Consider the following 22,075-nt stretch of genomic DNA (forward strand, 5'->3'; position numbering starts at 1 on the left):
CCCTGAAAGGACTTGAAACACATGGGAACTCTGGACGGCAAAGTCGCCCTCGTCTCCGGCTCCGGTCGTGGCATCGGCCGGGAGATCGCGCTGAAGCTCGCCGCCGAAGGTGCGAAGGTCGTGGTCAACGACCTCGACGCCGAGCCCGCCAAGGAAACCCTGGCGGCGATCGAAGCGGCAGGGGGACAATCGGTTTCGTGCATCGGCAGCGTCACCGACGAGGATTTCGCCGAACGTTTCGTGCAGACCGCCGTGGACGAGTTCGGCGGTCTGGACATCATTGTCAACAACGCGGGCTACACCTGGGATTCGGTGGTCCAGAAGATGACCGACGAGCAGTGGGACGCGATTCTGGACGTGCATCTCAAGGCCCCGTTCCGGATTCTGCGCGCCGCGCAGCCGGTGATCGCCGCCGCGGTGAAGCAGGCCAAGGAGACCGGTGCGCCGATTCCGTGCCGCAAGGTCGTGAACATCTCCTCGATCGCGGGCACGGGCGGCAATGCGGGACAGGCGAACTACTCTGCCGCCAAGGCGGGGCTGCTGGGCCTGACCAAGACCATGGCCAAGGAGTGGGGTCGCTACAACGTCACCGTCAACGCGGTCGCGTTCGGCATGATCAAGACCCGGCTCACCGAGGCGCCCGCCGGCGGCGGCACGATCGATGTGCAGGGCAAGGAGATCAAGGTCGGGGTGAATCCGCAGCTGGCGGCCGCGATGGAGCAGATGATCCCGCTGGGCCGCGCCGGTACGCCAACCGAGGCCGCGGGTGCGGTCTATCTGCTCTGCACTCCGGAGTCCGACTACATCAGCGGCCAGACCGTCGTGTGCGGCGGCGGCTTCAACATCTGAGGACCGTGACGTGACCACCCCGGTGTACCGATCCGCCTGGATCGACGACGAAGTACTCGCGTTGCGGGACATGGCGACCAAGTTCTTCGCGACCGAATTGCTGCCGCACGAGGAGCGTTTCGCCACCCAGAAATGCGTGGATCGCGAATTCTGGAACAAGGCAGGCCAACTCGGCCTGCTGTGCGCCTCGATTCCCGAAGCCTACGGCGGCGGTGGCGGGACCTACGCCCACGATTTCGCCATCTTCGATGCCCAATACCGTTTGGGTGATACGGCTTTCGGCAACATGGTGCACAGCGGGCTGGTCGCGCACTACCTGCTCGCCTACGGCACCGAGGAGCAGAAGCAGCGCTGGCTGCCCAAGATGGCCAGCGGGGAACTGGTCGGGGCCATCGCGATGACCGAGCCGGGTGCCGGCTCGGACCTGAAAGCAGTGCGCACCACGGCGCTTCGGGACGGTGACGACTACGTCGTCAACGGCGCGAAGACCTTCATCACCAACGGCAAGCACGCCGACCTGGTGATCGTGGTGGCCAAGACCGATCCCGCGGCGGGCGCCAAGGGCGTGTCGCTGATCGTGGTCGAAGTCGCGCGGGCTGAGGGCTATCGGGTCGGGCGGGTCCTGGACAAGGTCGGCATGAAGGGCCAGGACACCGCCGAACTGTTCTTCGGTGATGTCCGGGTGCCCGCCGCCAACCTGCTCGGCGAGGAGGGCGCGGGCTTCGGCTATCTGATGAAGCAGTTGGCGCACGAGCGGCTGGTGGTAGCGGTCTGCGCGGTCGCGGCGACCGAGGCGGCGGTGGCGCTCACGGTGGCATACACCAAGGAGCGCAAGGCCTTCGGCGCGCCGCTGTTCGACATGCAGAACACGCGTTTCGAACTCGCCGAATGCGCGACCCTGGCGCAGGTGTCGCGGGTGTTCGTGGACAACTGCATCGAACGGCACCTGCGCGGCGAACTCGACGGCGCCGCGGCGTCGATGGCCAAGGCCTACAGCACCGACATCCAGGGGCAGGTCGTGGATCGCTGCGTGCAGCTGTTCGGCGGCTACGGCTACATGCTGGAATATCCGATCGCGCGAATGTACGCCGACGCGCGCGTGCAGCGCATCTACGCCGGCGCCAACGAGGTGATGAAAGAGCTGATCGCACGCTCGCTGTAGCGTCATCCCACGTGCAGGAGGTATGTCGATGGTGAACGGGCCGGGCGTGGTCCGTCCGGCTCGCGGCACCCGGCCCGCGAACCGGCGGGAACTGATCGTCGCCGCGGCGAGCGACCTGTTCTACCGCAAGGGGTACGCCGCGGTCGGCATGGGTGAGGTCGCCGAGGCGGTCGCGATCGGCCCGTCGGCGCTGTACCGGCACTTCCGCGGTAAACACAACCTGCTGGCCACCGTCGTCGCGGGCGCGTTGCAGTCGCTCGACGACGCGCTCGCGGCCTCGGAGCGCCGGCCGGAGCAGGTCGCCTCAACGCTGGCGGCCGCCGTGCTGGCCAACCGGGGCGCGGGCGTGCTGTGGCGGCGCGAAGCCCGGCATCTGGTCGAGGACGAACGCGCCGCCTTCCGGGAGCTGGCACGGCGCATCGGCGCCCGGATGACCGACATCCTCGCGGTGACCCGGCCGGAGCTGGACGCCGCCCAGCGGGACCTGCTGGCCTGGACGGCGCTGTCGGTGGCCAACAGCGTGTCCTTCCACAGCTTGTCGCTACCCGAACCCGAATTCTCCAGGCTCCTGCGCGAACTCATCACCCGGGCGCTCGACGCCCAGGTGCCCGAGCTGGGCGCGCGCCGCCCGCCCGCCCGGCGCGGTCCGCTGGCGGCCTTGTCCCGGCGCGAGGCGATTCTCACCGAAGCCACCAAACTCTTTGCCGAGCAAGGCTTTACCAGTGTCAGCGTGGAGGACATCGGCGCGGGCGTCGGCATCACCGGCCCGAGCGTCTACAACCACTTCGCGAGCAAGGCCGACATCCTGCTGGCCGCCATCGTCCGGGGCGAGGAATGGCTGCGCATGGGCGTGCACCGGGCGCTGGCCCAGGCTGTGGACCCGGCCGACGCGCTCACCCGGATCCTGGACAGCTATTGCGCCGTGGTCTTCGAAAATCCGCACCTGATGCAGACTCTGGTCTCCGAGACGCGGCACCTGCCCAAGGCGGAGCTCGATCGCGCCCGCACCGGTCAGCTCGCCTACATCGCGGAATGGGTGCATCTGCTGACCGCGATCCATCCCGAGTGGGACCCGGCGGCCGCGCGCATCCGGGTGCAGGCCGTGCAGATGATGATCAACGACACCGCGCTGACCCCGCACCTGCGTGCTTTGCCCGACATCGAGGCGGTCACCGCCGGGATCGGCGCGCAGATCCTCGGCAGCTAGCCTCCCGAGACCGCGAATCCGCACAACGGGCAGGACGCAGCCGCACACTCGTCGCGGCCCTGCCGTCAGGTCAGCACCGCGCGGTCGCGGGTGACCCGGCGAAGCGCCGGCCTAGGTATTCCAGCGCTGCGGGCAGTCCCAGCATCCCCGACGTGGCGTGCGTCGGGTCACCGGTCCGCACGTAGGTCAGCTGCCCACCCGGCCGGCACCACGAAGCGGCGAGCCGGTCGGCGGCCTCGATCGGCAGCACGTCGTCCTCGCTGGAGTGCCAGAAGTAGGTCGGCATCGACGGCGGTGTGGCCGCATCGACGTCGATTCGGCGTGCGATCGCCCGGATAGGTTGCGCGGTACCGATATCGGGTTCGATCGTGAAATCGTCGACGTCGGCGAACATGTACCTCAGAATGAATTCGAATCCGCAGTAGTTCTCGGTTTCGGCCAGCATGCGCTTGCCCTTGTCGTTGAGCAGTGCGGGGATACCGGAGTCGGGGGAGAGCCGATGCATCGCGGCCAGCACGAGGAAACCGAGCCCGGCGTTCATCGTGCCCCGCACGTGCCCCACGACCTCGTCCAGCCCGAACGGAACGCCGCCGACGGCGAGACCGGCCAGCGGAAGTTCGGGTGCGTACTCGGGCTGGGCCTGGGCGGCCCACACGCTCGCGAGTGCTCCGCCGGAGTATCCGGCCAGGCCCACCGGCGCGGATCCGAGGTCGGCGGGAGCGAACGACCGGGCGGCACGAAGGCTGTCGAGCACGCTGTGCGCGGCTTGGCTCTTGTCCAGGAAGCGTGCCCGCGGACCTTGATAGTCGGGGAAGGCGACAGCCCAGTTCCGCTGTAGTGCGATTACCGCGAGCGGGGCCTCCGCGTTGCCATTGTTGATTCGTGCGGACAGGCCGTGCGCCAGGGCGAAGGAAGGGGCGCACTCTGTTCCGAGGCTGTCCTCGGCCAGCTGGTGGCTGAGCAGGGGACGTGCGCCCGGGCCCGTCCACGGTGTGCTCGGCACGACGATCGTAGTGACGCCGGTGGTCGGGTGGCCACTGCCATCCAGCGACTTGTATTTCACCTGCCACGCGCGCACCGGTAGCGGGATCGGTAAACCGAGGAGGTTGATCGGCCGCGAGTCGATGATCGCCCCGTTCGCCAGCGCGGCCGGATTCGCCGGTGCGGCGTAGAACGGGTCGGTGGGCGGAATCGGCTGTGCCGCTATCGGTCCGGCGGCGGCGAGAATCGCGAGTGCGATCGCCAGCAGGACCGGCGCCAGCCTTCGCGGAACGGTAGTGCCATTCATGCGGCATTCGTAGCATGCGGTGAACCTGACTGCACCGCAACCTGTTTGGCGTCTGCCAGCCACGGCCGATCGGTATCCGCCGATCGTCGAGTGCTCGGTCGAAAGGCAATCAGCAGCCCCTGCCGGCCGCCGGTGGGTACGAAGCCGGTGCGCGGCGGGTGGTGGCGCGAATCACCCGGACGAACACGATCCTCGATATCCGCCGCGGCGCTGCCCACGGGCGCCCGAGCGGCCGGTCCGGGCCAAGATCTCGGTATGGGACACTGGAGGCACTATGACCGCCGTCCCCGTACCCCTCGTTTTCGATGCCCCGCGCCGGGGCATGCCCCCCACTCATCTCGCCGATCTCGATGCGGACGGGCGGAAGAAGGCGGTCGAGGAGCTGGGGCTGCCCAAATTCCGGGCAGATCAGATCGCGCGTCAGTACTACGGCCGATTACAGGCCGACCCGGAGCTGATGACCGATCTTCCGGCCCCGGTGCGCGAGAAGATCGGTTCCGCGCTGTTCCCGCCGCTGCTCAACGTGGTGAAACACATCACTTGCGACGCCGGTGAAACCCGCAAGACCCTGTGGAAGGCGGGCGACGGCACGCTCCTGGAGAGCGTGCTGATGCGCTACGCCGACCGCAACACCCTGTGCATCTCCAGCCAGGCCGGCTGCGGCATGGCCTGCCCATTCTGCGCGACCGGCCAAGCGGGCCTGACCCGCAACCTCTCCACCGCCGAAATCGTCGACCAGGTGCGCGCGGCCGCCGCCGCCCTGCGCGACGGCGACGTCGCCGGCGGCCCCGGCCGCCTCTCCAACATCGTCTTCATGGGCATGGGCGAACCCCTCGCCAACTACAAGCGCGTCGTCGCCGCCGTCCGCCGCATCACCTCGCCCGCCCCGGACGGCTTCGGCATCTCCCAGCGCAACGTGGTCGTCTCCACCGTCGGCCTGGCCCCGGCTATTCGAAAGCTCGCGGATGAAGACCTCTCGGTGACTTTGGCTGTCTCCCTACACACCCCGGACGACGAGCTGCGAGACACCTTGGTGCCGGTCAACAATCGCTGGCCGGTCGCTGAAGTTCTGGACGCCGCACGGTATTACGCCGACAAGTCGGGTCGCCGCGTCTCCATCGAGTACGCCCTGATCCGTGACGTCAACGACCAGCCATGGCGTGCGGACATGCTCGGCAAGAAGCTGCACAAGGCGCTGGGTTCCCGGGTGCACGTCAACGTCATCCCGCTCAACCCCACCCCCGGCAGCAAATGGGACGCCGCCCCCAAACCGGTCGAACGCGAATTCGTCCGCCGCGTCAACGAGCAAGGCGTGCCCTGCACGGTCCGCGACACGCGTGGGCAGGAAATCGCCGCCGCCTGCGGGCAGCTCGCGGCCGAAAACTGACAGCGGGCGAACCGCACAGACGCTTGCGGGCAAGCAGGGACATCGATGCCTAAACTCGCAGATCTCCGAGTGTGCGATTCACGCGTTCGACTATCCAGTTGTCCCAACCGTTGATCTGGCTGCCCACACACGCTTTGAGTGCAGGCGAGGGTGTTGCGAATCTGCGGCCGTCGTCGAGTTCGATGAACCCGTCCGAGGTCACAGTCGCGTGGAAGGTGCGCCGCTTTCGCGGTTGATTGTGTGTCAGGCGATCACCGGGCTTGAGACGCCCTTCCTCTATTAGCGCCATGAGCGCGCCGGTTGCCTCCGACGGCGGAGTTACGCTCCTGGCTGGCAGGAGAATTCTGCGCAACCACTCTCCAGTGCTGGTTGCTGGAGGCCCCGTGCGCCGCCTTTCGATTTATTCGAAAGCCAGGCACAATGTGAGGGACCATCCAGGAGGGCGTGATGACAGAGGCACTGAACGAACGCACGCTGCTACCGGAGCATCCGGATCAGTTGGCGGCGGTGCGCAGGTTCTTGGACACGATGTCCATGTCTGGTGAGGTGACTGTTCTCCGTTCGGCGCGGGGCGAAGTGGTGACGTTGCCTGCCGAGGTATTCGAGGGGCTCCGTCTTGTCGCACTCGCTCTCTCTGAAGGCAAGGCGGTCACGGTCGCGCCGTTGCACACCACTCTGACGACTCAAGAAGCCGCTGAATTGCTCGGTATGAGTCGGCCGACGCTGGTGAAGTTGCTGGATGCGGGCGAGATTCCATTCACTCGACCGGGCCGGCATCGCCGAGTGCGTCTAGCCGATGTACTGGCCTTCCGTGAGTATCGACGTGCCGAGCGTGCGGCGGGGCTTTCGGAGTTGACCAGGATCTCCGAGGATTTGGGTCTGTATGACGATCCTCCGTCCGAACTGCTGAGACGGGATGGATAAATGCAGCGAGTATTTCTCGACACCTGCGTCTTGTACCCGGCTCACCTGCGCGACACGATATTGCGATTCGCGGAGGCCGATCTGATCCAGCCGCTGTGGACCGCCGAGGTGCTCGCAGAGCTTCGCCGGAATCTCTGTGCCCGACACCAGGGCGACGAATCTGCAGTGTTGAAGGTAGACCGTCTGATCGGTATCTTGACCGGGTTCTTCCGGATGCGCTGGTCGACGGTTACGAAGTGCTGGTCGACCGGATGGAGAACCATCCGAAGGACCGGCACGTGCTTGCCGGTGCGTTGCAGGGTGACGCGGATGTATTGCTGACATTCAATCTGAAGGACTTCGAAGTCCGGCCCATCGGCGACGGATTCCCTGAGTTGATGCATCCGGATGCCTTCCTGCTAGATGTTTTGGATCTGGCTCCAGGGCAGGTGATCAGGCTCCTGCGGAAGCAGGTGACCGAACACAAGCGCCCTCCGAAGCATGTCCAGGGCTTGCTCGATGTACTTGATCGGACCGGCGTCTCAGGTTTCGCGGCTGAGGTGCGCAGACGCCTGGATTGATGGCGTAAGCGGCGGTCGCCGCCGTCCGCCGCACCACCTCGCCCGCCCCCGACGGCTTCGGCATCTCCCATCGCAACGTCGTCGTCTCCACTGTCGGCTTGGCCCCGGGCCATTCGCAAGCTCGCCGACGAGGACCTGTCGGTGACTTCGGCGGTGTCCCGTAGCGTCAGGCGGATGGACCTCGATTGGCTTCGCGCCAACCCACGCCAGTTGAGCATCTTCCTGAATCATCAACGGATTCGGGTGACGCCGGTGCCGGGTGGTGATGTCTGTGTCGCAACGCGATTGACCTTGGATGACGGCAGTGAGTTGTTCGCCAAGCAGCGCCCCGTGATGCCGCCTGCGGACTTCTTTGCCGCCGAGGCCGCCGGGCTCCGCTGGCTCACGGTGCCGGGCGGGCCGGCGCTGCCCGAGGTGATCGCAGTAGATGCGCAGGGCATCGCGTTGCAATGGGTCGAGCACGGGACGCCATCGGTTGCGGCGGCCGAAGAATTCGGCCGTCGCCTGGCCACGCTGCACCGCGCGCCGTGCCCGGATTTCGGCGCCGAATGGCAGGGCTACATCGGTACCGAACCGCTGGACAACACACCATCCGGAGGCGGCGCCTGGCTCGACTGGTACCGAACGCGGCGGATCGAGCCGTATCTGCGAACGTCTAGAGATGCGGACGCCCTCACCTCCGCCGATGTCGCGATGGTCGAGGCGGCGCTGGCCCGGATCGACCAGCCGGTAGAACCGCCCGCCCGCATCCATGGCGATCTGCACCCGGGGAATCTGCTGTGGGGCCGGGACCGCGCGTGGCTGGTGGACCCTGCCGCGCACGGGGGACACCGCGAAACCGATCTCGCGACCCTGCGCCTGTTCGGCGGCATCGCGCAGCTGGACCGAGTCGTGGCCGCCTACCAGGACATCTATCCGCTCGCCGCCGGTTGGGAGGAGCGCGTCGGCGTGCACCAACTGCACCTGGCACTGGTCCACACCGCCCTCTTCGGCCCCGGCTTCGCCGGTCTGGTCCGCGCCGCGTCCGACCACACGACCTGCTGACCCGCCTCATCCATGGGTGCGCTGAATCCCGCCGCTGGATGCGGCCGGATTCAGCGCAGCACTGATATCGCTACCTCACTGGTTTACGCAGCTCTTTGCTGCGCTGTGAGATGAGCGCTGCGAGGCGCCGGGTGGTCTTCTCTTCGAATCCGATGGCGCCCACCCGGTCTGCCCATTGCTCGGCCGCGGTGGTGATGCGCGTCAAGCTGCGGTCCATCGCTCGCTGCGGAACTCCCAGAGCGGTGGCCGCCGACGCCCACCAGCGGTGCGTGAGTTTGGCGTCACGGCCGTAGAGTGCCAGCGCCATGGGGTCGTTCCAGCTCAAATACGGCTGAGTGCTGAGCAGGTCATAGGCTGGAGTTACTTCCCAGATGTCATCGGGGCGTTGACGAATCGAGAGGTTTTTGCCGTGCAGGTCGCCGTTTCCGATGAGGTAGCTGAAGGCCGCGATCTCGAGCAGTTGCAGGACCGCCAGCGCACGTGAGCCGCGACCCACGCTAACCGCATCGGCCAGGCCGATGATCGCCTCCTGCAAGGTGATCCGGTACTTCGCGGCCGGATAGCGGCCGAGGATCTGACAGGCGTCCTCTTGGGCCAATCGGCGGACACCGGCGGACGTCGCGACACGATCGAATCTGTCGACGAACAGTGCCGTCCGCCCGTTCTTGTCGACAGCCAGCTGATGGTCCGGGACCCGGATCCCACAGGCGCGGGCCATGCTCAGGAAGAAGTTCTCGTTCTCGACCATCAGGGGATAGTCAGGTGGATTGAGTTTGAGGATCGCCGGGCCGCTGCGGGTGCTGACCGGTGTCGAAATCATCTGCGCTGACACCTTGATCTGGACGCCGGGCAGCGCGGTCCGGTCGAGAACGGCGAGATCGGCCGAAGTCGCGCGGGCGAACAACTGAGTGAAATCTGAACTCGCGGTGTCTATTTCACCGAACACCGGAGACGGGTCGAGCGGTGGCTGTCCGGCGGGCAGTACTTGGACGTCTCCGATCGTGTCGGCGCCGACCGCCAGCAGAATGCTGAAATGATCGTCCTCGCTGGTTCGTGCCGCGGTGGTAATCGCGGTGAGGCGCAGTCCCTCCGGGAGCAATCCTGCGAAAAAGGGCGGGACCGACCCTCCGGTCGCTCGGAACTCTCCCTGTGTCTTCGGCAGCGTGAACGCTATCGGCGGGGCCGACGGATGAGCGAGATACGTTTCGGCGTAAATGAATACGACATCGTCCCGCTCGCGGTGCAAACGTCCGGCGAGGCGGCCGGACTTGTAAACGTCCGCAGCGTCCGTGATTCGAAGTCTGCTCGGGTCGAGGGATGTCATCGGCCTGTTCCGGAGGTGCGGAGTTCGACGGCGTCATCTGTCAGTGTCCGAGCATCGATTTGCGGCATGCCGGCAAGGGACAGCCCGAGGGCGTCCAGGATGCGGAGCGCGACTGCGAGGGTCGGGGAGGTTTCGCCGGCCTCGAGGGTGCGGACCGAGGAGACGCCGACGTCAGCCAGATCGGCTACCTCGAGTTGCGTCAGTCCGAGGAGGTGGCGTCGGGCAATCAGGAAAGCGCCGAAATCAGCGAGTGGGCCGGTCTCGGCGCGGGTGCGCCGCCGGGGACGTGGCCGGGTCATCTGCGCCTCCTATCGTTGCTATTTCAATGTTTAGGGTAAAGGGTCGGGGCTGAACGACAGGTGGATCCGTTCCGAAGATGCTTAACAATGTCATCGCAATGATAGTGGTGATAATTGCAGGTAGTACAGCAAAAGATGGATCTTATCGTTGCTATCGCAGGGTTAGGTCGCCGCGGGAGGGTTCTTGCGCTCGATCGTGTCGTAGTCGCAACCCGAGCGGCACCCCGGGACAGGTGGTTGCCGGTACTGTCCGTCAAAGTACGGCCGGTCTGATTTGTTGCGTTCACCCGCGCAGAGGAGCACCGCATGACTTCACCTGGATTCGACCCGAATCAGCCGCATGACCCGCAAGGGGAGCCTCGCTACGAGCAGTACCCCGGGCAGGGTGGCCAGGAGTATTACGCGCAAGGGCAGCCGGGGTATGCCGAGCCGCTGCGGTTCTCGGCGAGCAACGCGGTGTCGTTCGCGTGGCAGCGGTTCAAGGCCAATCCGGTGCCGTGGGTCGGGGTGACGGCGCTGTTCGGGATCTTGCTCGGGGTGATCACCGGGGGAACCGGTGGTTTCGATACCGATGTCGAGTCGGCCGGTGTGGTGACGCTGAGCGCGGTGCTGACCTGGCTGCTGACCACGTTGTTCTGGAATGTCTTCACGCAGGCGGGGCTGGCCGAGGTCGCGGGGGAGCGGCCCAGCTTGAATCGGTTCACCACGCTGAAGAACTTCGGGCAGTTCCTGATCGCCTCCATCGTGATCGGGATCCTCGGGGTGATCGCTCAGGTGCTGGTCGGGGCGGGGGGTGCGGTGTTCGCGATCCTCGGGGCGCTCTGCGCGATTGCTTCGCTGGTGGTGGCGTTCCTGTTGCAGTGGACGTACTTGTTCATCATCGATCGGGACCTGGGTGCGATGGACGCGATCCGCGCCAGCGCCGCCGCGATCCGCGCGAACGTCGGCCCGATGCTGCTGCTGACGGTCACCCTGGCCGCGCTCAATGTGCTCGGTGCGCTGCTGTGCGGTCTCGGACTGCTCGTCACGATCCCGCTGACGGTGATCGCTTCGGCCTGGGCGTACCGGACCCTCTCCGGTGCGAAAACAGCGGAGGTCTGAACTCTCTAGGCCAGCAACAGCTCTCGGACGGTCGCCCGCTCGGCGGGGAGGTCGACGGGCGTTCCGGCGAGGGTGTCGAGCAGTTCCTGAAGCTTCCAGGTGTGCAGGACCCCGTAGCGGGCGGAGTAGACGCCGGCCGAATGCAGGCGGTAGTGATCGGTGGTGTCGAAGAGGGTGTAGCCGACGAGCTGGTGGATGGTGGCGCGCGGGAGTGTGTCGGCGCGCTCGCCGGATTTCGGATCCGCCCGGCCTTGAACGGTTTTGATGTCGATCAGCAGGCCCTCGACGATGACGTCGGCATCGGCGCGGCAGAGCTCGGAGGCGGCGAAGGTGGGGCCCAGGACGACCCACTTCGGCGGCCGGGGCAGGGCGGCGAAGAATTTCGCGCCCGCCAGATCGAGCAGCGCGCACAGCTGCCGGATCGCGTCCTCGGGAGCGAGTCTCAGCATTTCCTCCGGGGTGAAGCGCTCGGTGCGGCCTTGGCGAGCATGGCCGCCTTCTCGGGATCGGCGAGGGCGTGCAGAGCGGAAATCCCGGCGGTCTCCGCGACCTCGGCGATGCGTGCGTGCGCCGCCGGCGGGAAACCTTGCAGGGCCACCTGCGGAACATACTCGGGATCCAGCAGCTCCCGGATCATGAAATCGAAGGCTGTGCCGATCCGGGCGGGGTCGGAACTGCCGCCCAGGACCGCGATCGCACCGGCCTGTTCGCGATACTGCTGCTGAATCGGCCGCACGGCGGCGAAGCGCTCGTAGAATGCGATTTCCGCCGTGGCGGCTGGCCCCGGGCAGTGCCAACGATGGGCCGGAGCCCAGGCCGACCGGGTAGCATCCGAGCAAACCGCCCGGAAGTTCAGGAGAGATACGTGCTCGAGCCTGGTGATGTCTTCGCCGGTTACACCATCGAACGACTACTCGGCCGGGGTGGCATGGGCTCGGTGTACCTGGCGCGGCACCCGCGCTTGCCCCGGCAGACGGCGCTGAAGCTGCTGAGCCGGGAACTGTACGAGGACGAGGAGATCCGGGCGCGCTTCGAACGGGAAGCGGATCTCGTTGCGCAGCTGGATCACCCGAACATCGTGACGGTGTTCGACCGCGGCGTCGAGGACGAGCAGCTGTGGATCTCCATGCAGTACATCGACGGAATCGACGCGTCCTCGGTGGATCCGAAGAAGCTGCCCCCGCAGCGCGCCGCGCAGATCGTCGCGGAAACCGCTGCGGCCCTGGACTACGCGCACCGGATGAACGTGCTGCACCGGGACGTGAAACCGGCGAACATCCTGCTCGCCAAGGGCGCCGGCCGGGAACGCGTGCTGCTCACCGACTTCGGTATCGCCCGCCCGCGCGAGGACACCAAACAGCTCACCCAGACCGGAACCTTCACCGCCACCCTGGCTTACGCCGCCCCCGAACAGCTCACCGGCGCGAAGCTGGACGACCGCACCGACCAGTATTCGCTGGCATGCAGCCTGTACTGGCTGCTCAGCGGCTCGGTGCCGTTCGAATCACCGCATGCCGCCGCCGTCATCCAGGGCCATCTGCAGCAACCGCCGCCGCCGGTGAGCGCGCTGCGCCCGGATCTCCCGCAGGCCCTCGATCAGGTGCTGGGCCGCGCGCTGGCGAAAAGACCCGGGGATCGCTACGACTCGTGCGTCGAATTCGCGGCGGCGGTGCAGCGCGCGCTGTCCGGCACCAGCACCGCGCACCGCCCGTCCACCGGGCCGACGCCGATGCCGATGCAGGTCGCCGCGCATACGCCGCACCCGATGCCGACCGTGCAGCCGCACCTCGGCCAGCAGTCCCAGCCGCATCTTGGCCAGCAGTCCCAGCCGCATCATGCGCCGATGCCACAGCCTGCGCCGTATCAGCAGCCGCGGCCCCAGCACGCCGGGAACCAGTTCCCCGCAGCCGGTTACGGCCAGCCCGGCTACCAGTCCGGGCCCGGGTACCAGCAGGGCGGCTACCGTCCGCAGCAGCAGGGCATGGCCTCGAACATGAAGATCCTGCTGATCATTCTGGGCGCGGTCGTGTTCCTGACCATCATCGCGTTGATCTGGGCCATGGCCGCCTGATCGGGCGGCGCTCGGGGGTAGAAGGGGAGTTACGTGCTGCAACCGGGGGATGTCTTCGCCGGGTACACCATCGAACGACTGCTGGGACAGGGCGGGATGGGCGCGGTCTATCAGGCCCGGCATCCGCGCCTGCCCCGGCAGATCGCGCTCAAGCTGTTGAACCGGGAACTGTTCGCGGACAGTGAGATTCGGGCGCGCTTCGAGCGGGAAGCGGATCTGGTCGCGCAGCTGGATCATCCGAACCTCGTGACCGTCTTCGACCGTGGGACCGAAGACGACCAGCTGTGGATTTCCATGCAGTACATCGACGGGATCGACGCGGCCTCGGTGGATCCGCGCACCTTGCCGCCCGTCCGGGCCGCGCAGATCATCGCGGAAACCGCCGCGGCACTGGACTACGCGCACCGGATGAACATCCTGCATCGCGACGTGAAGCCCGCCAACATCCTGCTCGCCCGCACCTCCGGCCAGGAACGGGTGCTGCTCACCGACTTCGGCATCGCCCGCCCGCGCGAGGACACCAAGCACCTGACCCGGACCGGAAGCTTCACCGCCACTTTGGCTTTCGCCGCACCGGAGCAGCTGACCGGCGCACACCTGGATCACCGCACCGATCAGTATTCGCTGGCGTGCAGTCTGTACTGGCTGCTCAGCGGAACCGCGCCATTCGAATCACCGCATATGGCCACGGTGATCCAGGGCCATCTACAGCAGCAGCCGCCGCCGCTGAGCGGTGTGCGACCCGGCCTGCCGCGCGAACTGGACGATGTGCTCGCCCGGGCACTGGCGAAACGCCCCGGCGATCGATACGACTCGTGCGCCGAATTCGCGGCGGCCGTGCAGCGCGTGCTGTCCGGAGCGCCGGTGGCGGTCGCCGCGCACACCCCGCGCCCGATGCCGCAACCCGCGCCGCCCTACGCCGGAAGTGCGCTGCCCGCAGGCGGTTACGGCCCCCAGTCGGCGCAGTGGCCGGCGAGCGGTTACCCGCCCTCGGGCTACCCCGCCCCGGCTCGCCGGCAGAGCTCCGGCGGCCGGGTAGCCCTGACCATCCTCGGTGTGATCTGCGCGCTGATCGCGGGCTGCGGCATCTGGGTCTGGCAGGACGAGACCACCTGGGTCTCCCAGCTCACCAACCGCTCCAAAGGCCACAAGGATCTTCAGGCGATGGCCGACGCCTTTCCGCAAATGCTCCCGAGCGATATCGGCAAGACCGGAACCGGATACCAGGGCACCCAATGCCAGCCGGCTCCGCAATGGCGGGACTTCTACGCCACCAAGGGCGGTCTGGCGGCCTTCGACCACTGGGTGGCGCGGTGGAACTGCATGACCATGGGCGACGGAAAACTGGCCTTCCGTTTCTACAGCTTCGACAGCTGGGATAAACGTCAGCAGGTGTTCCGCACGTTGGAGGCCACGACGAAAACCGTGGAAACCCGCGGTGTCGGCGCCAACCGCATCGACACCCACTACATCTACAAGGACGAATACGACCAGGAGGTCGCGATCATCGTGTCGTCCTTCACCGATGACTCCCGCAAGCGCTGGCTGCTGACCTTCCTGCCCGCCATCAAGGGCGCGGCCGGCCTCGAGCAACTGGTGCAGCGGGTGCGCGAGGCCCCGCTGAGCTGATCGGCGCGGTCAGCCGCGATTCTTGGCCGGACGGTTGGAGGCGGCGCGGCGGTCGGCTTCCTTGGCCTTCACCCGCTCGGCTTCCGCGCGGACGGCGACGAAATTGGCCTGCTCCCGGACCAGCCATTGCGGCGGGTCGGCGAGCAGCGCTTCGATCTCGGTGGCGGTGAGCGCGTCGGAGACCTCGGCGCGCTGCAGCCCGCTGTTGGAGATGCCGAGTTTGCGGGCGCTGATATCGCGCGGGAACGGGCCGGTGCGGCGCAATTCGGTCAGCCACTCCGGCGGATCGGTGCGCAGCGCCTCGAGCTGGGCGCGGGAGAACGAGGAATTGCGGAACTCCTCGGGGGTCGCCGGAAGGTAGATGCCGAGCTTGCTCGCCGCCGTCAGCGGCTTCATCGTCTGCGAATTCTTCTCCTGGCTCACCGGGTCAGCATAGTCGGAGCTACCGGGGGTGGTTCGCAGGTGACCCGGTGGGGGTGCCTTACGCTTTTGGGAATGAGCCGTTTCTCCTCGATCGATGTCGAGCGTCTGCGCTGGTTCACCGCGGTGGCCGAGGAACTGCATTTCGCGCGGGCGGCGAAGGCGCTGCATATCTCGCGGCAGCGGCTGAGTCATACCGTCATCGAACTGGAGGAAGAACTCGGCACGAAACTCTTCGTGCCGGGGGCCGCTCCGACGCAATTGACCGACGACGGGCGAGAACTGCTGCGCGAAGCGCGGGAACTGCTGGTGCTGGCCGAATCGGCGAGCCAGGAGCAGGCCTCGGACGCGCCGGGCGCGCTGCGGATCGGGTTCGTGCCCGGAGTCACGGTGTCGAAATGGACCCGGATCTGGAGTGAGCGATTCCCGGAGACGCCGCTGCAAGTGGTCGCGCTCGCGGCCGCCGACCAGTTGCCCGCGCTGCGGGAGGGCCGGGTCGACATGTGCTTCGTGCGGCTGCCCATCGATCGGGACGGGCTCAGCGCGATCCCGCTGTATCGCGAGCTGCCGGTGGTCGTGGTGCCCAAGGAGCATCCGATCTCCCTGTTCACCGAAGTCGGTCTGGCCGATCTCGCTGAGGAGAAGATGCAGGACGCCGGCGATATCGATGCGGCGGGCGTGATCTTGGAAATGGTCGTGGCCGGAGTCGGGCAGGCGATCGTGCCGCATTCCATCGCTCGCCTGCACGCGCGGCGTGACCTGGTCTATCGGACCGTCACCGATGCGCCGGAGACGGAAATCGCGCTGGCTTGGCCGACGGAGCGGACCAATGACCTGACGGAGGAGTTCGTCGGGGTGGTGCGGGGGCGGTCCGAGCGCAGCTCGCGGTCTCCGTCGGGGCAGAGCCAGCCGACGCAGCGGTCCGGCGCCGCCCAGAAGTCCGGCGCGGCCCAGAAGTCCGGTGCGGCGAAGAAGGCGGGTTCGGCCAAGAAGCCCGCGGCGGCTCGCAAGCCCGGCTCGGGCGGGAAACCCGCTGCCGCGAAGAAGAAGCCGGTCAAGCGGCGCGGGCGTTAGCTGAGCGCGAGGGCGCTTGTCGGAGTTGCTGCGTATGCTGGACGCACTCGCGGAAAGGGCAGGCCGCGAGACAGATTCGCCTCCGCTCGGGGCGGATCGCCACGGTAGCGCGGGTTGGGAGGGAGCTCCGATGGAGTCGACCATCCACGATGGGACGGTGCTGGACGTCCGGGTACTCGGGCCGGTGCGGCTGTTGTTCGGCGGCGCCGAGATCCCGGTCCCCGGGGTGAAGTTGCGGGCGCTGCTCGCCATCCTGGTCATCAACCGGCGCCGCGCCGTGCCGAAAACTGCTCTGGTACAGGCCATCTGGGAAGACGATCAACCGGCGCGCTCGGTCGACGGGCTGTACGCCTACATCTCGAATCTCCGCACCGTGCTGCGCGGTGCGGGCGTCGACGATCGGGCGGTGCTGCGCACGGTCCCCGCCGGATACCTGCTGGAGCTCCGCGACGAGGAATGCGATGTCGGGCGCTTCGAGCAGGCCCGCACACACGGCGCGATGGCCGCCGCGGCGGGTGATCCGGCAGCGGCCGCAAGACATTTCGCCGCGGCGCTGGCGCAGTGGAGCGGCGAGCCGGTCGCCGGGCTGCACGAGCTGCGCTTCGCCGGCAACTTCGCCACCGATATGGCCGAACGCCGGCTGAACGCGCTCGCCGATCGGCTGGAAGCCGATATCGGGTGCGGTCGCGCCGGGGCGGTGATCGGCGAACTCACCGCGCTCACCGCCGAGCATCCGGTGAACGAGCGCCTGTGGCGGCTGCTGATCACCGCGCTGTACCGGGCCGGCCGCCAAGCCGACGCGCTCGCCGCCTGTCTGCGAATTCGCCGCAATCTCGCCGACGAGCAGGGCATCGACCCCGATCCGCGCACGGTCGCGCTCGAGGAAGCCGTGCGCGGCCAGCAGCAGATGCACACCGAGGGGCCCCGCGCGGGCGCGACGACCAGGGAGGCGCCGGAGATCCGCCGCCGCGCCTGGCTGCGGGTCGGCGACGCCGATCCGATGCCGATCCCGCCCCTCGGCCTGCGGATCGGCCGCGCGCCCGACAACGACGTGATCCTCGACGACAACCGGGTAAGTCGCAAACACGCCCGGATTCTGCATCGCGAAGACGGCGTGTTCATCCGCGATCGCGATTCCGCCAACGGCGTGTACGTCAACGGCGCGCCGATCGGAGCGGACACGCCCCTGTCCGACGGCGATGTCATCCGAGTCGGCTCCACCACCCTGCGCTTCGAGCTACATGCCGAACGGCCGGTCGCTCCGCAATGGGACATTCACGGCTCGCGTAACTGAGTCCGTCGCCGTATCCCGTTTCGGCGCGTACGCCCGGGGTATCAGTCGACCATGAGCTTCGGCGCGGCCCTCCGCGTGGTCACGGATCGAGCACAAGCCTTGGCAGCAACAGCAAACATCTGGCAATCTTCGTCCAGGCTTCTTTCGCGCATTAGCTCCGGACTCTTCTTCTCAAATTCCGAATCTAGGGAGACCGACCATGAAGCGGTACACCACCCTCCTCGCGACCGCCGGTTTAATCGCCGGCGGCACCATCGTCGTCCAGCTACTCGGTGGTGGTGAGGACGGTGGACCGCTGCCCTTGATCCTGGAGGCGCCGAACAGCCGCGTCGAGATGTCGCACACCGAGCAGGCCGACAATCCGCTGCCCGACGCCTGGGGTCTGCTCTACCGCTAGCCGTCAATATCCGGCCGGTAGCGCGGCCAGCATGTCCCGAGTGACCGCGACCGCGTTGTCCGAACTCCCGCCCTGCACCAGCAGCGTCGCGAACGCCATATCCCCGCGGAAGCCGACGAACCACGAGTGCGACCCACCGCCCGCCTCGGCCTCCCCGGTCTTCCCGTAAACCTCGCCCTGATCGGCGATCCGTTCCGCGGTGCCGCCCGTGACCACCTTGCGCATCATGGTCCGCAGGCCCTGCACCACCTTCGGTTCGATCGGCGGCGGCGCGTGCTGGACGGCGGTCTCGCGCCCGGCGATCAGGTAGGGCACCGGCACCGAACCCCGCGCGATGGTCGCCGCCATCAGGGCCATCCCGAACGGGCTGACCAGGACCCGGCCCTGCCCGATGCCGTCCTCGGTGCGCTGCACCAAACCCGGTGCGGGCGGCACACTTCCGGTGATCGTCGGGATGCCCAGCACCGTATAGTCCGGGCCCACGCCGAGTTTCGCGGCGGCGAGGTGCAGCGCGTCGGCGGGCAGCGTGCTGGCCAGCTTGGCGAACGCGGTGTTGCAGGACCGCTCGTAGGCGGCGCTGAGTGGCGCGTCGCCGATGCTGAACAGGTTGTAGTTGGGAATCATGCGCTCACCGATGGTGATTCGGCTCGGGCACGGGAGCACGGTGTCGGGCGTGGCAGCCCCGGTGGCCATGGCCGCGGCGGCGGTGACGGTCTTGAACACCGACCCGGGCGGGTAGGCGCCGATGGTCGCGACCGGGCCGTCCCGGTCGGCCGCCGGGTTCTGCGCGACCGCGAGGATGGCCCCGGTGGACGGCTGCAAGACCACCATCATGGCCTGCTCGGTGCGCGCGTCCACCGCGCGCTGGGCCGAGCTCTGCACATTGCGGTCGATGCTCAGCGCGAACGACGGCGCGGGCTGGGCGGCCACCTCGGTGAGCACGTCGGTCTCCATGCCGTTGGCGTTGCGGGTCACCACGCTCCAGCCCGCTTTGCCGTCCACCTCGGCGATCACGGTCTTGCGGATCTGCGTCATCAGGTCCGGGGCGAACCAGCGGTCGGTGGGCAGCAGATCCCACTGCTCGGTCACGTGCACGCCGGGCAGCGTGGTCAGATCGGTACTGACCGCGTCGAATTCGTTCTCGCTCAGATCCGCGACCCGGTACGGGCCCTCGGTGTCCAGCGCCGCGTCCCGGATCGCCTCGGCGGTCAGCTTCCAGTCGAAACGCCGCAGCGCCGAGGACAGCACGATCGACACCCAGCCCGGGTCGGGGGCCTCGGCGGCATTGAACGTCACCCGGGAAACCTGGCCCGGCACAAGGACATCGGTGCCGGACTGCTCGTTGACGCGGGCGCGTGGGGCCGGGGTGACCCGCAACTGCATGGTCTGGGTGTCGCCGAGCTTCGGATGGATGTCCGAGGCGGTCCAGCGCACCTTCCAGCTGCCGTCGCTGCGGCCCATGTGCAGCTGGCCGGTGTAGGTCCAGACCCGGTCCTTGGGCAGCCGCCAGCGGTAGGTGTAATCCACCGTCCCGGCGTCGCCGTTGATCCGGATCGCGCCGGTGTGCGCCGTCAGCTCCTCGGCTTGCAGCTGCGTCCAGGCAGAATCCATTGCGGCGGCGGCCTTCTCGGGCAGGCTGGTGAGCTCGGCCGCCCGGGTGAGATCACGCTGGGCGAAGGCGGTGACGAAGGCCTCGGCCGCCGCGACCGGTCCCTGTGGGCTGGTCGAGCATCCGGCGGCGGCCACGACGATCGCCACGATCGCGGGCAGGATCAGAAGACGTGTCGATGACATCGGCACGAATCGTAGCGCCCTGCTTCAGCAAACAAAGGTGGCGCACCGTAAAGCGCTTGTTGGTCAGTCGAGCAACACGGTGGCGAAGGTGGCGATCTGGCGGAATCCGATGCGCCCGTAGGCCCGCCGGGCCACGGTGTTGTAGTCGTTGACGTACAGACTCGCGGTGCGCCCCGAGGCCACCACGGCGTTGGCGATGGTGGCGGTGCCCGCGGTGCCGAGCCCGTGCCCGCGGCGATCGGGGCGCACCCACACGCCCTGGATCTGCCCGGTGCGCCGCGACAGCGAGCCGACCTCGGCCTTGAACACCACCTCGCCGTCCTCGAAACGCGCCCAGGCCCGGCCGGATTCGATCAGGCTCTGGATGCGGCGGCGGTAGCCGCGGCCGCCGTCGCCGGCCCGGGGGTCGATGCCGACCTCCTCGATGAACATGGCGATCGCCGCGTCCAGATAGCGGTCCAATTCGTCGAGCCGGGCCCGGCGCACCAGCGGGTCGGGTGTGGCCAAGGGCGGCTGCCCCAGCGCGAGCAGCGGTTGTTCGCCGCGCAGTTCGCGCTCCGGGCCCCAGCGCACGGTCAGCATCTCCCATAACGGCAGGGCGAGTTCCTGGCGGCCGACCACCGAGGAAGCGACCCGCGGCCAGCGCGCCGCGCGATCGGCGAACGCGCGCAGCGCCTCCTGATCGCCGCGCAACGGCACCAGATTGGCGCCGGAGAAGCACAGCGATTCGGCGGGTGCTCCGCGGCTCCACAGCTCACCCTGCCCGGCGCGGGTGTCGATGCCGAACTCTTGGAGTCGTGCGGCGACCATGCACGAGGCCACTGGATCGGCATCGAGCACGCGCAGGACCTGAGCCAGGTCACGGTTCGCGAGCTGACGCGCGGGCAGGTATCTCGCCCGACGCGCCGGCTCCAGCAGACTCCGCACATCGACAGCCTGCCACGTCACAGGCTCATCTGGTACGGCTATGTAGAAACGTGACTTAGCTGATCGTCACAGTGGGTTCACCCGAGGGGACGTCCGCCATTCCCTCGGCGATGCGCATGGCTTCTTCGATCAGGGTTTCGACGATGAGGTGCTCGGGCACGGTCTTGATGACCTCGCCCTTGACGAAGATCTGACCCTTGCCGTTGCCGGAGGCCACACCGAGATCGGCCTCGCGAGCCTCACCCGGCCCGTTCACGACGCAGCCCATGACGGCCACCCGCAACGGCACCTCCATGCCCTCGAGCCCCGCGGACACCTGATTGGCGAGGGTGTACACGTCGACCTGGGCGCGGCCACAGGACGGACAGGACACGATCTCCAGCTTGCGCGGCCGCAGGTTCAGCGACTGCAGGATCTGATCGCCGACCTTGATCTCCTCGGCGGGCGGAGCCGACAGCGACACCCGGATGGTGTCGCCGATGCCCTCGCTGAGCAGCGCGCCGAAGGCGACCGCGGACTTGATGGTGCCCTGGAAGGCCGGACCGGCCTCGGTCACGCCCAGGTGCAGCGGGTAGTCGCACTGCGCGGCCAGCTGCCGGTAGGCCTCGACCATGATCACCGGGTCGTTGTGCTTGACCGAGATCTTGATGTCGCCGAAGCCGTGCTCCTCGAACAGCGAGGCTTCCCACAGCGCGGACTCGACCAGCGCCTCCGGGGTGGCCTTGCCGTACTTCTCCATCATCCGCTTGTCCAGGGAGCCGGCGTTGACGCCGATGCGGATCGGAATGCCCGCCGCCCCAGCCTCTTTCGCGACTTCCTTGACGCGGCCGTCGAACTCCTTGATGTTGCCGGGGTTCACCCGGACCGCCGCGCAACCGGCCTCGATCGCGGCGAAGATGTACTTGGGCTGGAAATGGATGTCGGCGATCACCGGGATCTGCGACTTGCGGGCGATCGTCGCCAGCGCGTCGGCGTCCTCCTGCCGCGGGCACGCGACGCGCACGATGTCGCAGCCGGAGGTGGTGAGTTCGGCGATCTGCTGCAGTGTGGCGTTGACGTCGTGGGTTTTGGTGGTGGTCATCGACTGCACCGCGATCGGGTGATCGCTGCCGACACCGACGGTGCCGACCATCAACTGACGAGTCTTGCGCCGGGGCGCGAGAACGGCGACCGGTGCGGTCGGCATGCCCAATCCGATTGTGGTGGTCACTTTCGGCTGCCTACTTTCCTGCGATGACGTGCGGGCCGTTCGCCTCCCGAGCTTAGTCGGGCAGGCGTGGGGGAACTGTGTGACGACGGTGACATGACGGTGGAGACAACCACT

At 67.6% G+C, this 22,075-nt stretch carries 24 protein-coding genes and 1 pseudogene; 15 read left to right on the plus strand and 10 right to left on the minus strand.

Annotated features, from left to right (window positions below; all coding sequences use genetic code 11):
• The first annotated feature begins 21 nt into the window (after nt 1-21).
• From AB0M14_RS11660 to AB0M14_RS11670, 3 genes are all read left to right on the plus strand, one after another.
• Nucleotides 22-849, plus strand: coding sequence for an SDR family oxidoreductase (locus AB0M14_RS11660; RefSeq protein WP_364992534.1), 828 nt, complete (start codon nt 22-24; stop codon nt 847-849).
• 70 nt (nt 850-919) lie between these two features.
• Entirely contained in the window at nt 920-2,011 is a 1,092-nt protein-coding gene (locus AB0M14_RS11665; RefSeq protein WP_364995658.1) for an acyl-CoA dehydrogenase family protein, read from the plus strand.
• A 28-nt stretch (nt 2,012-2,039) separates the two neighbouring features.
• Nucleotides 2,040-3,218: a TetR/AcrR family transcriptional regulator gene (locus AB0M14_RS11670; RefSeq protein ID WP_364992537.1), complete on the plus strand. Its 1,179-nt coding sequence runs from the start codon at nt 2,040-2,042 to the stop codon at nt 3,216-3,218.
• 70 nt (nt 3,219-3,288) lie between these two features.
• Here AB0M14_RS11670 and AB0M14_RS11675 read toward each other — a convergent pair whose 3' ends face one another.
• A complete protein-coding gene (locus AB0M14_RS11675; protein WP_364992540.1) occupies nt 3,289-4,506 on the minus strand; it encodes a lipase family protein in 1,218 nt (405 codons plus the stop codon).
• A 274-nt stretch (nt 4,507-4,780) separates the two neighbouring features.
• Here AB0M14_RS11675 and rlmN point away from each other — a divergent pair, with 274 nt between their 5' ends.
• Entirely contained in the window at nt 4,781-5,893 is a 1,113-nt protein-coding gene (rlmN, locus tag AB0M14_RS11680; protein ID WP_364992543.1) for a 23S rRNA (adenine(2503)-C(2))-methyltransferase RlmN, read from the plus strand.
• Between the two features lie 49 nt (nt 5,894-5,942).
• Here the strand turns inward: rlmN and AB0M14_RS11685 are convergent, their stop codons facing one another.
• Complete coding sequence (locus AB0M14_RS11685; protein WP_364992547.1) at nt 5,943-6,245, minus strand: hypothetical protein; 303 nt, start codon at nt 6,243-6,245, stop codon at nt 5,943-5,945.
• A 95-nt stretch (nt 6,246-6,340) separates the two neighbouring features.
• Between AB0M14_RS11685 and AB0M14_RS11690 the strand changes: the two genes are divergently transcribed.
• The 5 genes and pseudogenes from AB0M14_RS11690 to AB0M14_RS11710 all read left to right on the plus strand — a co-directional run bounded on the left by AB0M14_RS11690 (nt 6,341) and on the right by AB0M14_RS11710 (nt 8,421).
• The gene (locus AB0M14_RS11690) at nt 6,341-6,817 is read left to right on the plus strand and encodes an excisionase family DNA-binding protein (RefSeq protein WP_364992550.1); all 477 of its coding nucleotides are present in this window, start codon (nt 6,341-6,343) and stop codon (nt 6,815-6,817) included.
• Entirely contained in the window at nt 6,818-7,138 is a 321-nt protein-coding gene (locus tag AB0M14_RS11695) for a PIN domain-containing protein (RefSeq protein ID WP_364992553.1), read from the plus strand.
• Nucleotides 7,054-7,377 carry a hypothetical protein gene (locus AB0M14_RS11700; RefSeq protein ID WP_364992556.1) on the plus strand — a complete coding sequence of 108 codons (324 nt, stop codon included), beginning with the start codon at nt 7,054-7,056 and terminating at the stop codon, nt 7,375-7,377. The genes AB0M14_RS11695 and AB0M14_RS11700 overlap by 85 nt, the downstream gene beginning before the upstream one ends.
• A 14-nt stretch (nt 7,378-7,391) precedes the next feature.
• A pseudogene (locus tag AB0M14_RS11705) lies at nt 7,392-7,533 on the plus strand (23S rRNA (adenine(2503)-C(2))-methyltransferase RlmN); the annotation flags it as partial.
• An 18-nt stretch (nt 7,534-7,551) separates the two neighbouring features.
• Nucleotides 7,552-8,421 carry a fructosamine kinase family protein gene (locus AB0M14_RS11710; protein WP_364992558.1) on the plus strand — a complete coding sequence of 290 codons (870 nt, stop codon included), beginning with the start codon at nt 7,552-7,554 and terminating at the stop codon, nt 8,419-8,421.
• 70 nt (nt 8,422-8,491) lie between these two features.
• Here AB0M14_RS11710 and AB0M14_RS11715 read toward each other — a convergent pair whose 3' ends face one another.
• Entirely contained in the window at nt 8,492-9,745 is a 1,254-nt protein-coding gene (locus tag AB0M14_RS11715) for a HipA domain-containing protein (RefSeq protein WP_364992561.1), read from the minus strand.
• The gene (locus tag AB0M14_RS11720; protein WP_364992564.1) at nt 9,742-10,044 is read right to left on the minus strand and encodes a helix-turn-helix domain-containing protein; all 303 of its coding nucleotides are present in this window, start codon (nt 10,042-10,044) and stop codon (nt 9,742-9,744) included. The genes AB0M14_RS11715 and AB0M14_RS11720 overlap by 4 nt, the downstream gene beginning before the upstream one ends.
• Before the next feature lie 306 nt (nt 10,045-10,350).
• Between AB0M14_RS11720 and AB0M14_RS11725 the strand changes: the two genes are divergently transcribed.
• Entirely contained in the window at nt 10,351-11,145 is a 795-nt protein-coding gene (locus AB0M14_RS11725; RefSeq protein WP_364992567.1) for a hypothetical protein, read from the plus strand.
• Nucleotides 11,146-11,150: 5 nt separating this feature from the next.
• Here the strand turns inward: AB0M14_RS11725 and AB0M14_RS11730 are convergent, their stop codons facing one another.
• Nucleotides 11,151-11,594, minus strand: a complete 444-nt coding sequence (locus AB0M14_RS11730) for a hypothetical protein (protein ID WP_364992570.1) — start codon at nt 11,592-11,594, stop codon at nt 11,151-11,153.
• Nucleotides 11,588-11,881: a hypothetical protein gene (locus AB0M14_RS11735; protein WP_364992573.1), complete on the minus strand. Its 294-nt coding sequence runs from the start codon at nt 11,879-11,881 to the stop codon at nt 11,588-11,590. Before AB0M14_RS11735 ends, AB0M14_RS11730 begins: the two co-directional genes overlap by 7 nt.
• Nucleotides 11,882-12,010: 129 nt before the next feature.
• Between AB0M14_RS11735 and AB0M14_RS11740 the strand changes: the two genes are divergently transcribed.
• Nucleotides 12,011-13,216 carry a protein kinase gene (locus AB0M14_RS11740; protein ID WP_364992576.1) on the plus strand — a complete coding sequence of 402 codons (1,206 nt, stop codon included), beginning with the start codon at nt 12,011-12,013 and terminating at the stop codon, nt 13,214-13,216.
• 33 nt (nt 13,217-13,249) lie between these two features.
• Nucleotides 13,250-14,845, plus strand: a complete 1,596-nt coding sequence (locus AB0M14_RS11745; RefSeq protein WP_364992579.1) for a serine/threonine-protein kinase — start codon at nt 13,250-13,252, stop codon at nt 14,843-14,845.
• Nucleotides 14,846-14,854: 9 nt separating this feature from the next.
• On the opposite strand, the gene AB0M14_RS11750 is transcribed toward AB0M14_RS11745, so the two are convergent.
• Nucleotides 14,855-15,268: a DUF5997 family protein gene (locus tag AB0M14_RS11750; RefSeq protein ID WP_364992583.1), complete on the minus strand. Its 414-nt coding sequence runs from the start codon at nt 15,266-15,268 to the stop codon at nt 14,855-14,857.
• Between the two features lie 72 nt (nt 15,269-15,340).
• Between AB0M14_RS11750 and AB0M14_RS11755 the strand changes: the two genes are divergently transcribed.
• The 3 genes from AB0M14_RS11755 to AB0M14_RS11765 all read left to right on the plus strand — a co-directional run bounded on the left by AB0M14_RS11755 (nt 15,341) and on the right by AB0M14_RS11765 (nt 18,030).
• The gene (locus AB0M14_RS11755; protein ID WP_364992586.1) at nt 15,341-16,339 is read left to right on the plus strand and encodes a LysR substrate-binding domain-containing protein; all 999 of its coding nucleotides are present in this window, start codon (nt 15,341-15,343) and stop codon (nt 16,337-16,339) included.
• Nucleotides 16,340-16,469: 130 nt separating this feature from the next.
• The gene (locus tag AB0M14_RS11760) at nt 16,470-17,633 is read left to right on the plus strand and encodes a BTAD domain-containing putative transcriptional regulator (RefSeq protein WP_364992589.1); all 1,164 of its coding nucleotides are present in this window, start codon (nt 16,470-16,472) and stop codon (nt 17,631-17,633) included.
• Nucleotides 17,634-17,832: 199 nt separating this feature from the next.
• Nucleotides 17,833-18,030, plus strand: coding sequence for a hypothetical protein (locus tag AB0M14_RS11765; protein ID WP_364992592.1), 198 nt, complete (start codon nt 17,833-17,835; stop codon nt 18,028-18,030).
• A 3-nt stretch (nt 18,031-18,033) separates the two neighbouring features.
• Here AB0M14_RS11765 and AB0M14_RS11770 read toward each other — a convergent pair whose 3' ends face one another.
• The 3 genes from AB0M14_RS11770 to ispG form a co-directional block, all read right to left on the minus strand.
• A complete protein-coding gene (locus AB0M14_RS11770) occupies nt 18,034-19,824 on the minus strand; it encodes a penicillin-binding transpeptidase domain-containing protein (RefSeq protein WP_364992595.1) in 1,791 nt (596 codons plus the stop codon).
• A 63-nt stretch (nt 19,825-19,887) separates the two neighbouring features.
• Complete coding sequence (locus AB0M14_RS11775; RefSeq protein WP_364995661.1) at nt 19,888-20,751, minus strand: GNAT family N-acetyltransferase; 864 nt, start codon at nt 20,749-20,751, stop codon at nt 19,888-19,890.
• A gap of 55 nt (nt 20,752-20,806) precedes the next feature.
• Nucleotides 20,807-21,961, minus strand: a complete 1,155-nt coding sequence (ispG, locus tag AB0M14_RS11780) for a flavodoxin-dependent (E)-4-hydroxy-3-methylbut-2-enyl-diphosphate synthase (protein ID WP_364992597.1) — start codon at nt 21,959-21,961, stop codon at nt 20,807-20,809.
• Nucleotides 21,962-22,075 lie beyond the last annotated feature (114 nt).

Origin of the sequence: Nocardia sp. NPDC051832 (assembly GCF_040681285.1) — a bacterium.
Lineage (GTDB): Bacteria > Actinomycetota > Actinomycetes > Mycobacteriales > Mycobacteriaceae > Nocardia.

What these genes read in the sequence shown, in the direction of transcription:
- AB0M14_RS11660 (WP_364992534.1), top strand. Translation starts at nt 22, where the DNA reads ATGGGAACTCTGGACGGCAAAGTCGCCCTCGTCTCCGGCTCCGGTCGT.
- AB0M14_RS11665 (WP_364995658.1), top strand. Translation starts at nt 920, where the DNA reads ATGGCGACCAAGTTCTTCGCGACCGAATTGCTGCCGCACGAGGAGCGT.
- AB0M14_RS11670 (WP_364992537.1), top strand. Translation starts at nt 2,040, where the DNA reads ATGGTGAACGGGCCGGGCGTGGTCCGTCCGGCTCGCGGCACCCGGCCC.
- AB0M14_RS11675 (WP_364992540.1), bottom strand. Translation starts at nt 4,506, where the DNA reads ATGAATGGCACTACCGTTCCGCGAAGGCTGGCGCCGGTCCTGCTGGCG.
- rlmN (WP_364992543.1), top strand. Translation starts at nt 4,781, where the DNA reads ATGACCGCCGTCCCCGTACCCCTCGTTTTCGATGCCCCGCGCCGGGGC.
- AB0M14_RS11690 (WP_364992550.1), top strand. Translation starts at nt 6,341, where the DNA reads ATGACAGAGGCACTGAACGAACGCACGCTGCTACCGGAGCATCCGGAT.
- AB0M14_RS11695 (WP_364992553.1), top strand. Translation starts at nt 6,818, where the DNA reads ATGCAGCGAGTATTTCTCGACACCTGCGTCTTGTACCCGGCTCACCTG.
- AB0M14_RS11710 (WP_364992558.1), top strand. Translation starts at nt 7,552, where the DNA reads ATGGACCTCGATTGGCTTCGCGCCAACCCACGCCAGTTGAGCATCTTC.
- AB0M14_RS11715 (WP_364992561.1), bottom strand. Translation starts at nt 9,745, where the DNA reads ATGACATCCCTCGACCCGAGCAGACTTCGAATCACGGACGCTGCGGAC.
- AB0M14_RS11720 (WP_364992564.1), bottom strand. Translation starts at nt 10,044, where the DNA reads ATGACCCGGCCACGTCCCCGGCGGCGCACCCGCGCCGAGACCGGCCCA.
- AB0M14_RS11725 (WP_364992567.1), top strand. Translation starts at nt 10,351, where the DNA reads ATGACTTCACCTGGATTCGACCCGAATCAGCCGCATGACCCGCAAGGG.
- AB0M14_RS11730 (WP_364992570.1), bottom strand. Translation starts at nt 11,594, where the DNA reads ATGCTGAGACTCGCTCCCGAGGACGCGATCCGGCAGCTGTGCGCGCTG.
- AB0M14_RS11755 (WP_364992586.1), top strand. Translation starts at nt 15,341, where the DNA reads ATGAGCCGTTTCTCCTCGATCGATGTCGAGCGTCTGCGCTGGTTCACC.
- AB0M14_RS11760 (WP_364992589.1), top strand. Translation starts at nt 16,470, where the DNA reads ATGGAGTCGACCATCCACGATGGGACGGTGCTGGACGTCCGGGTACTC.
- AB0M14_RS11765 (WP_364992592.1), top strand. Translation starts at nt 17,833, where the DNA reads ATGAAGCGGTACACCACCCTCCTCGCGACCGCCGGTTTAATCGCCGGC.
- AB0M14_RS11770 (WP_364992595.1), bottom strand. Translation starts at nt 19,824, where the DNA reads ATGTCATCGACACGTCTTCTGATCCTGCCCGCGATCGTGGCGATCGTC.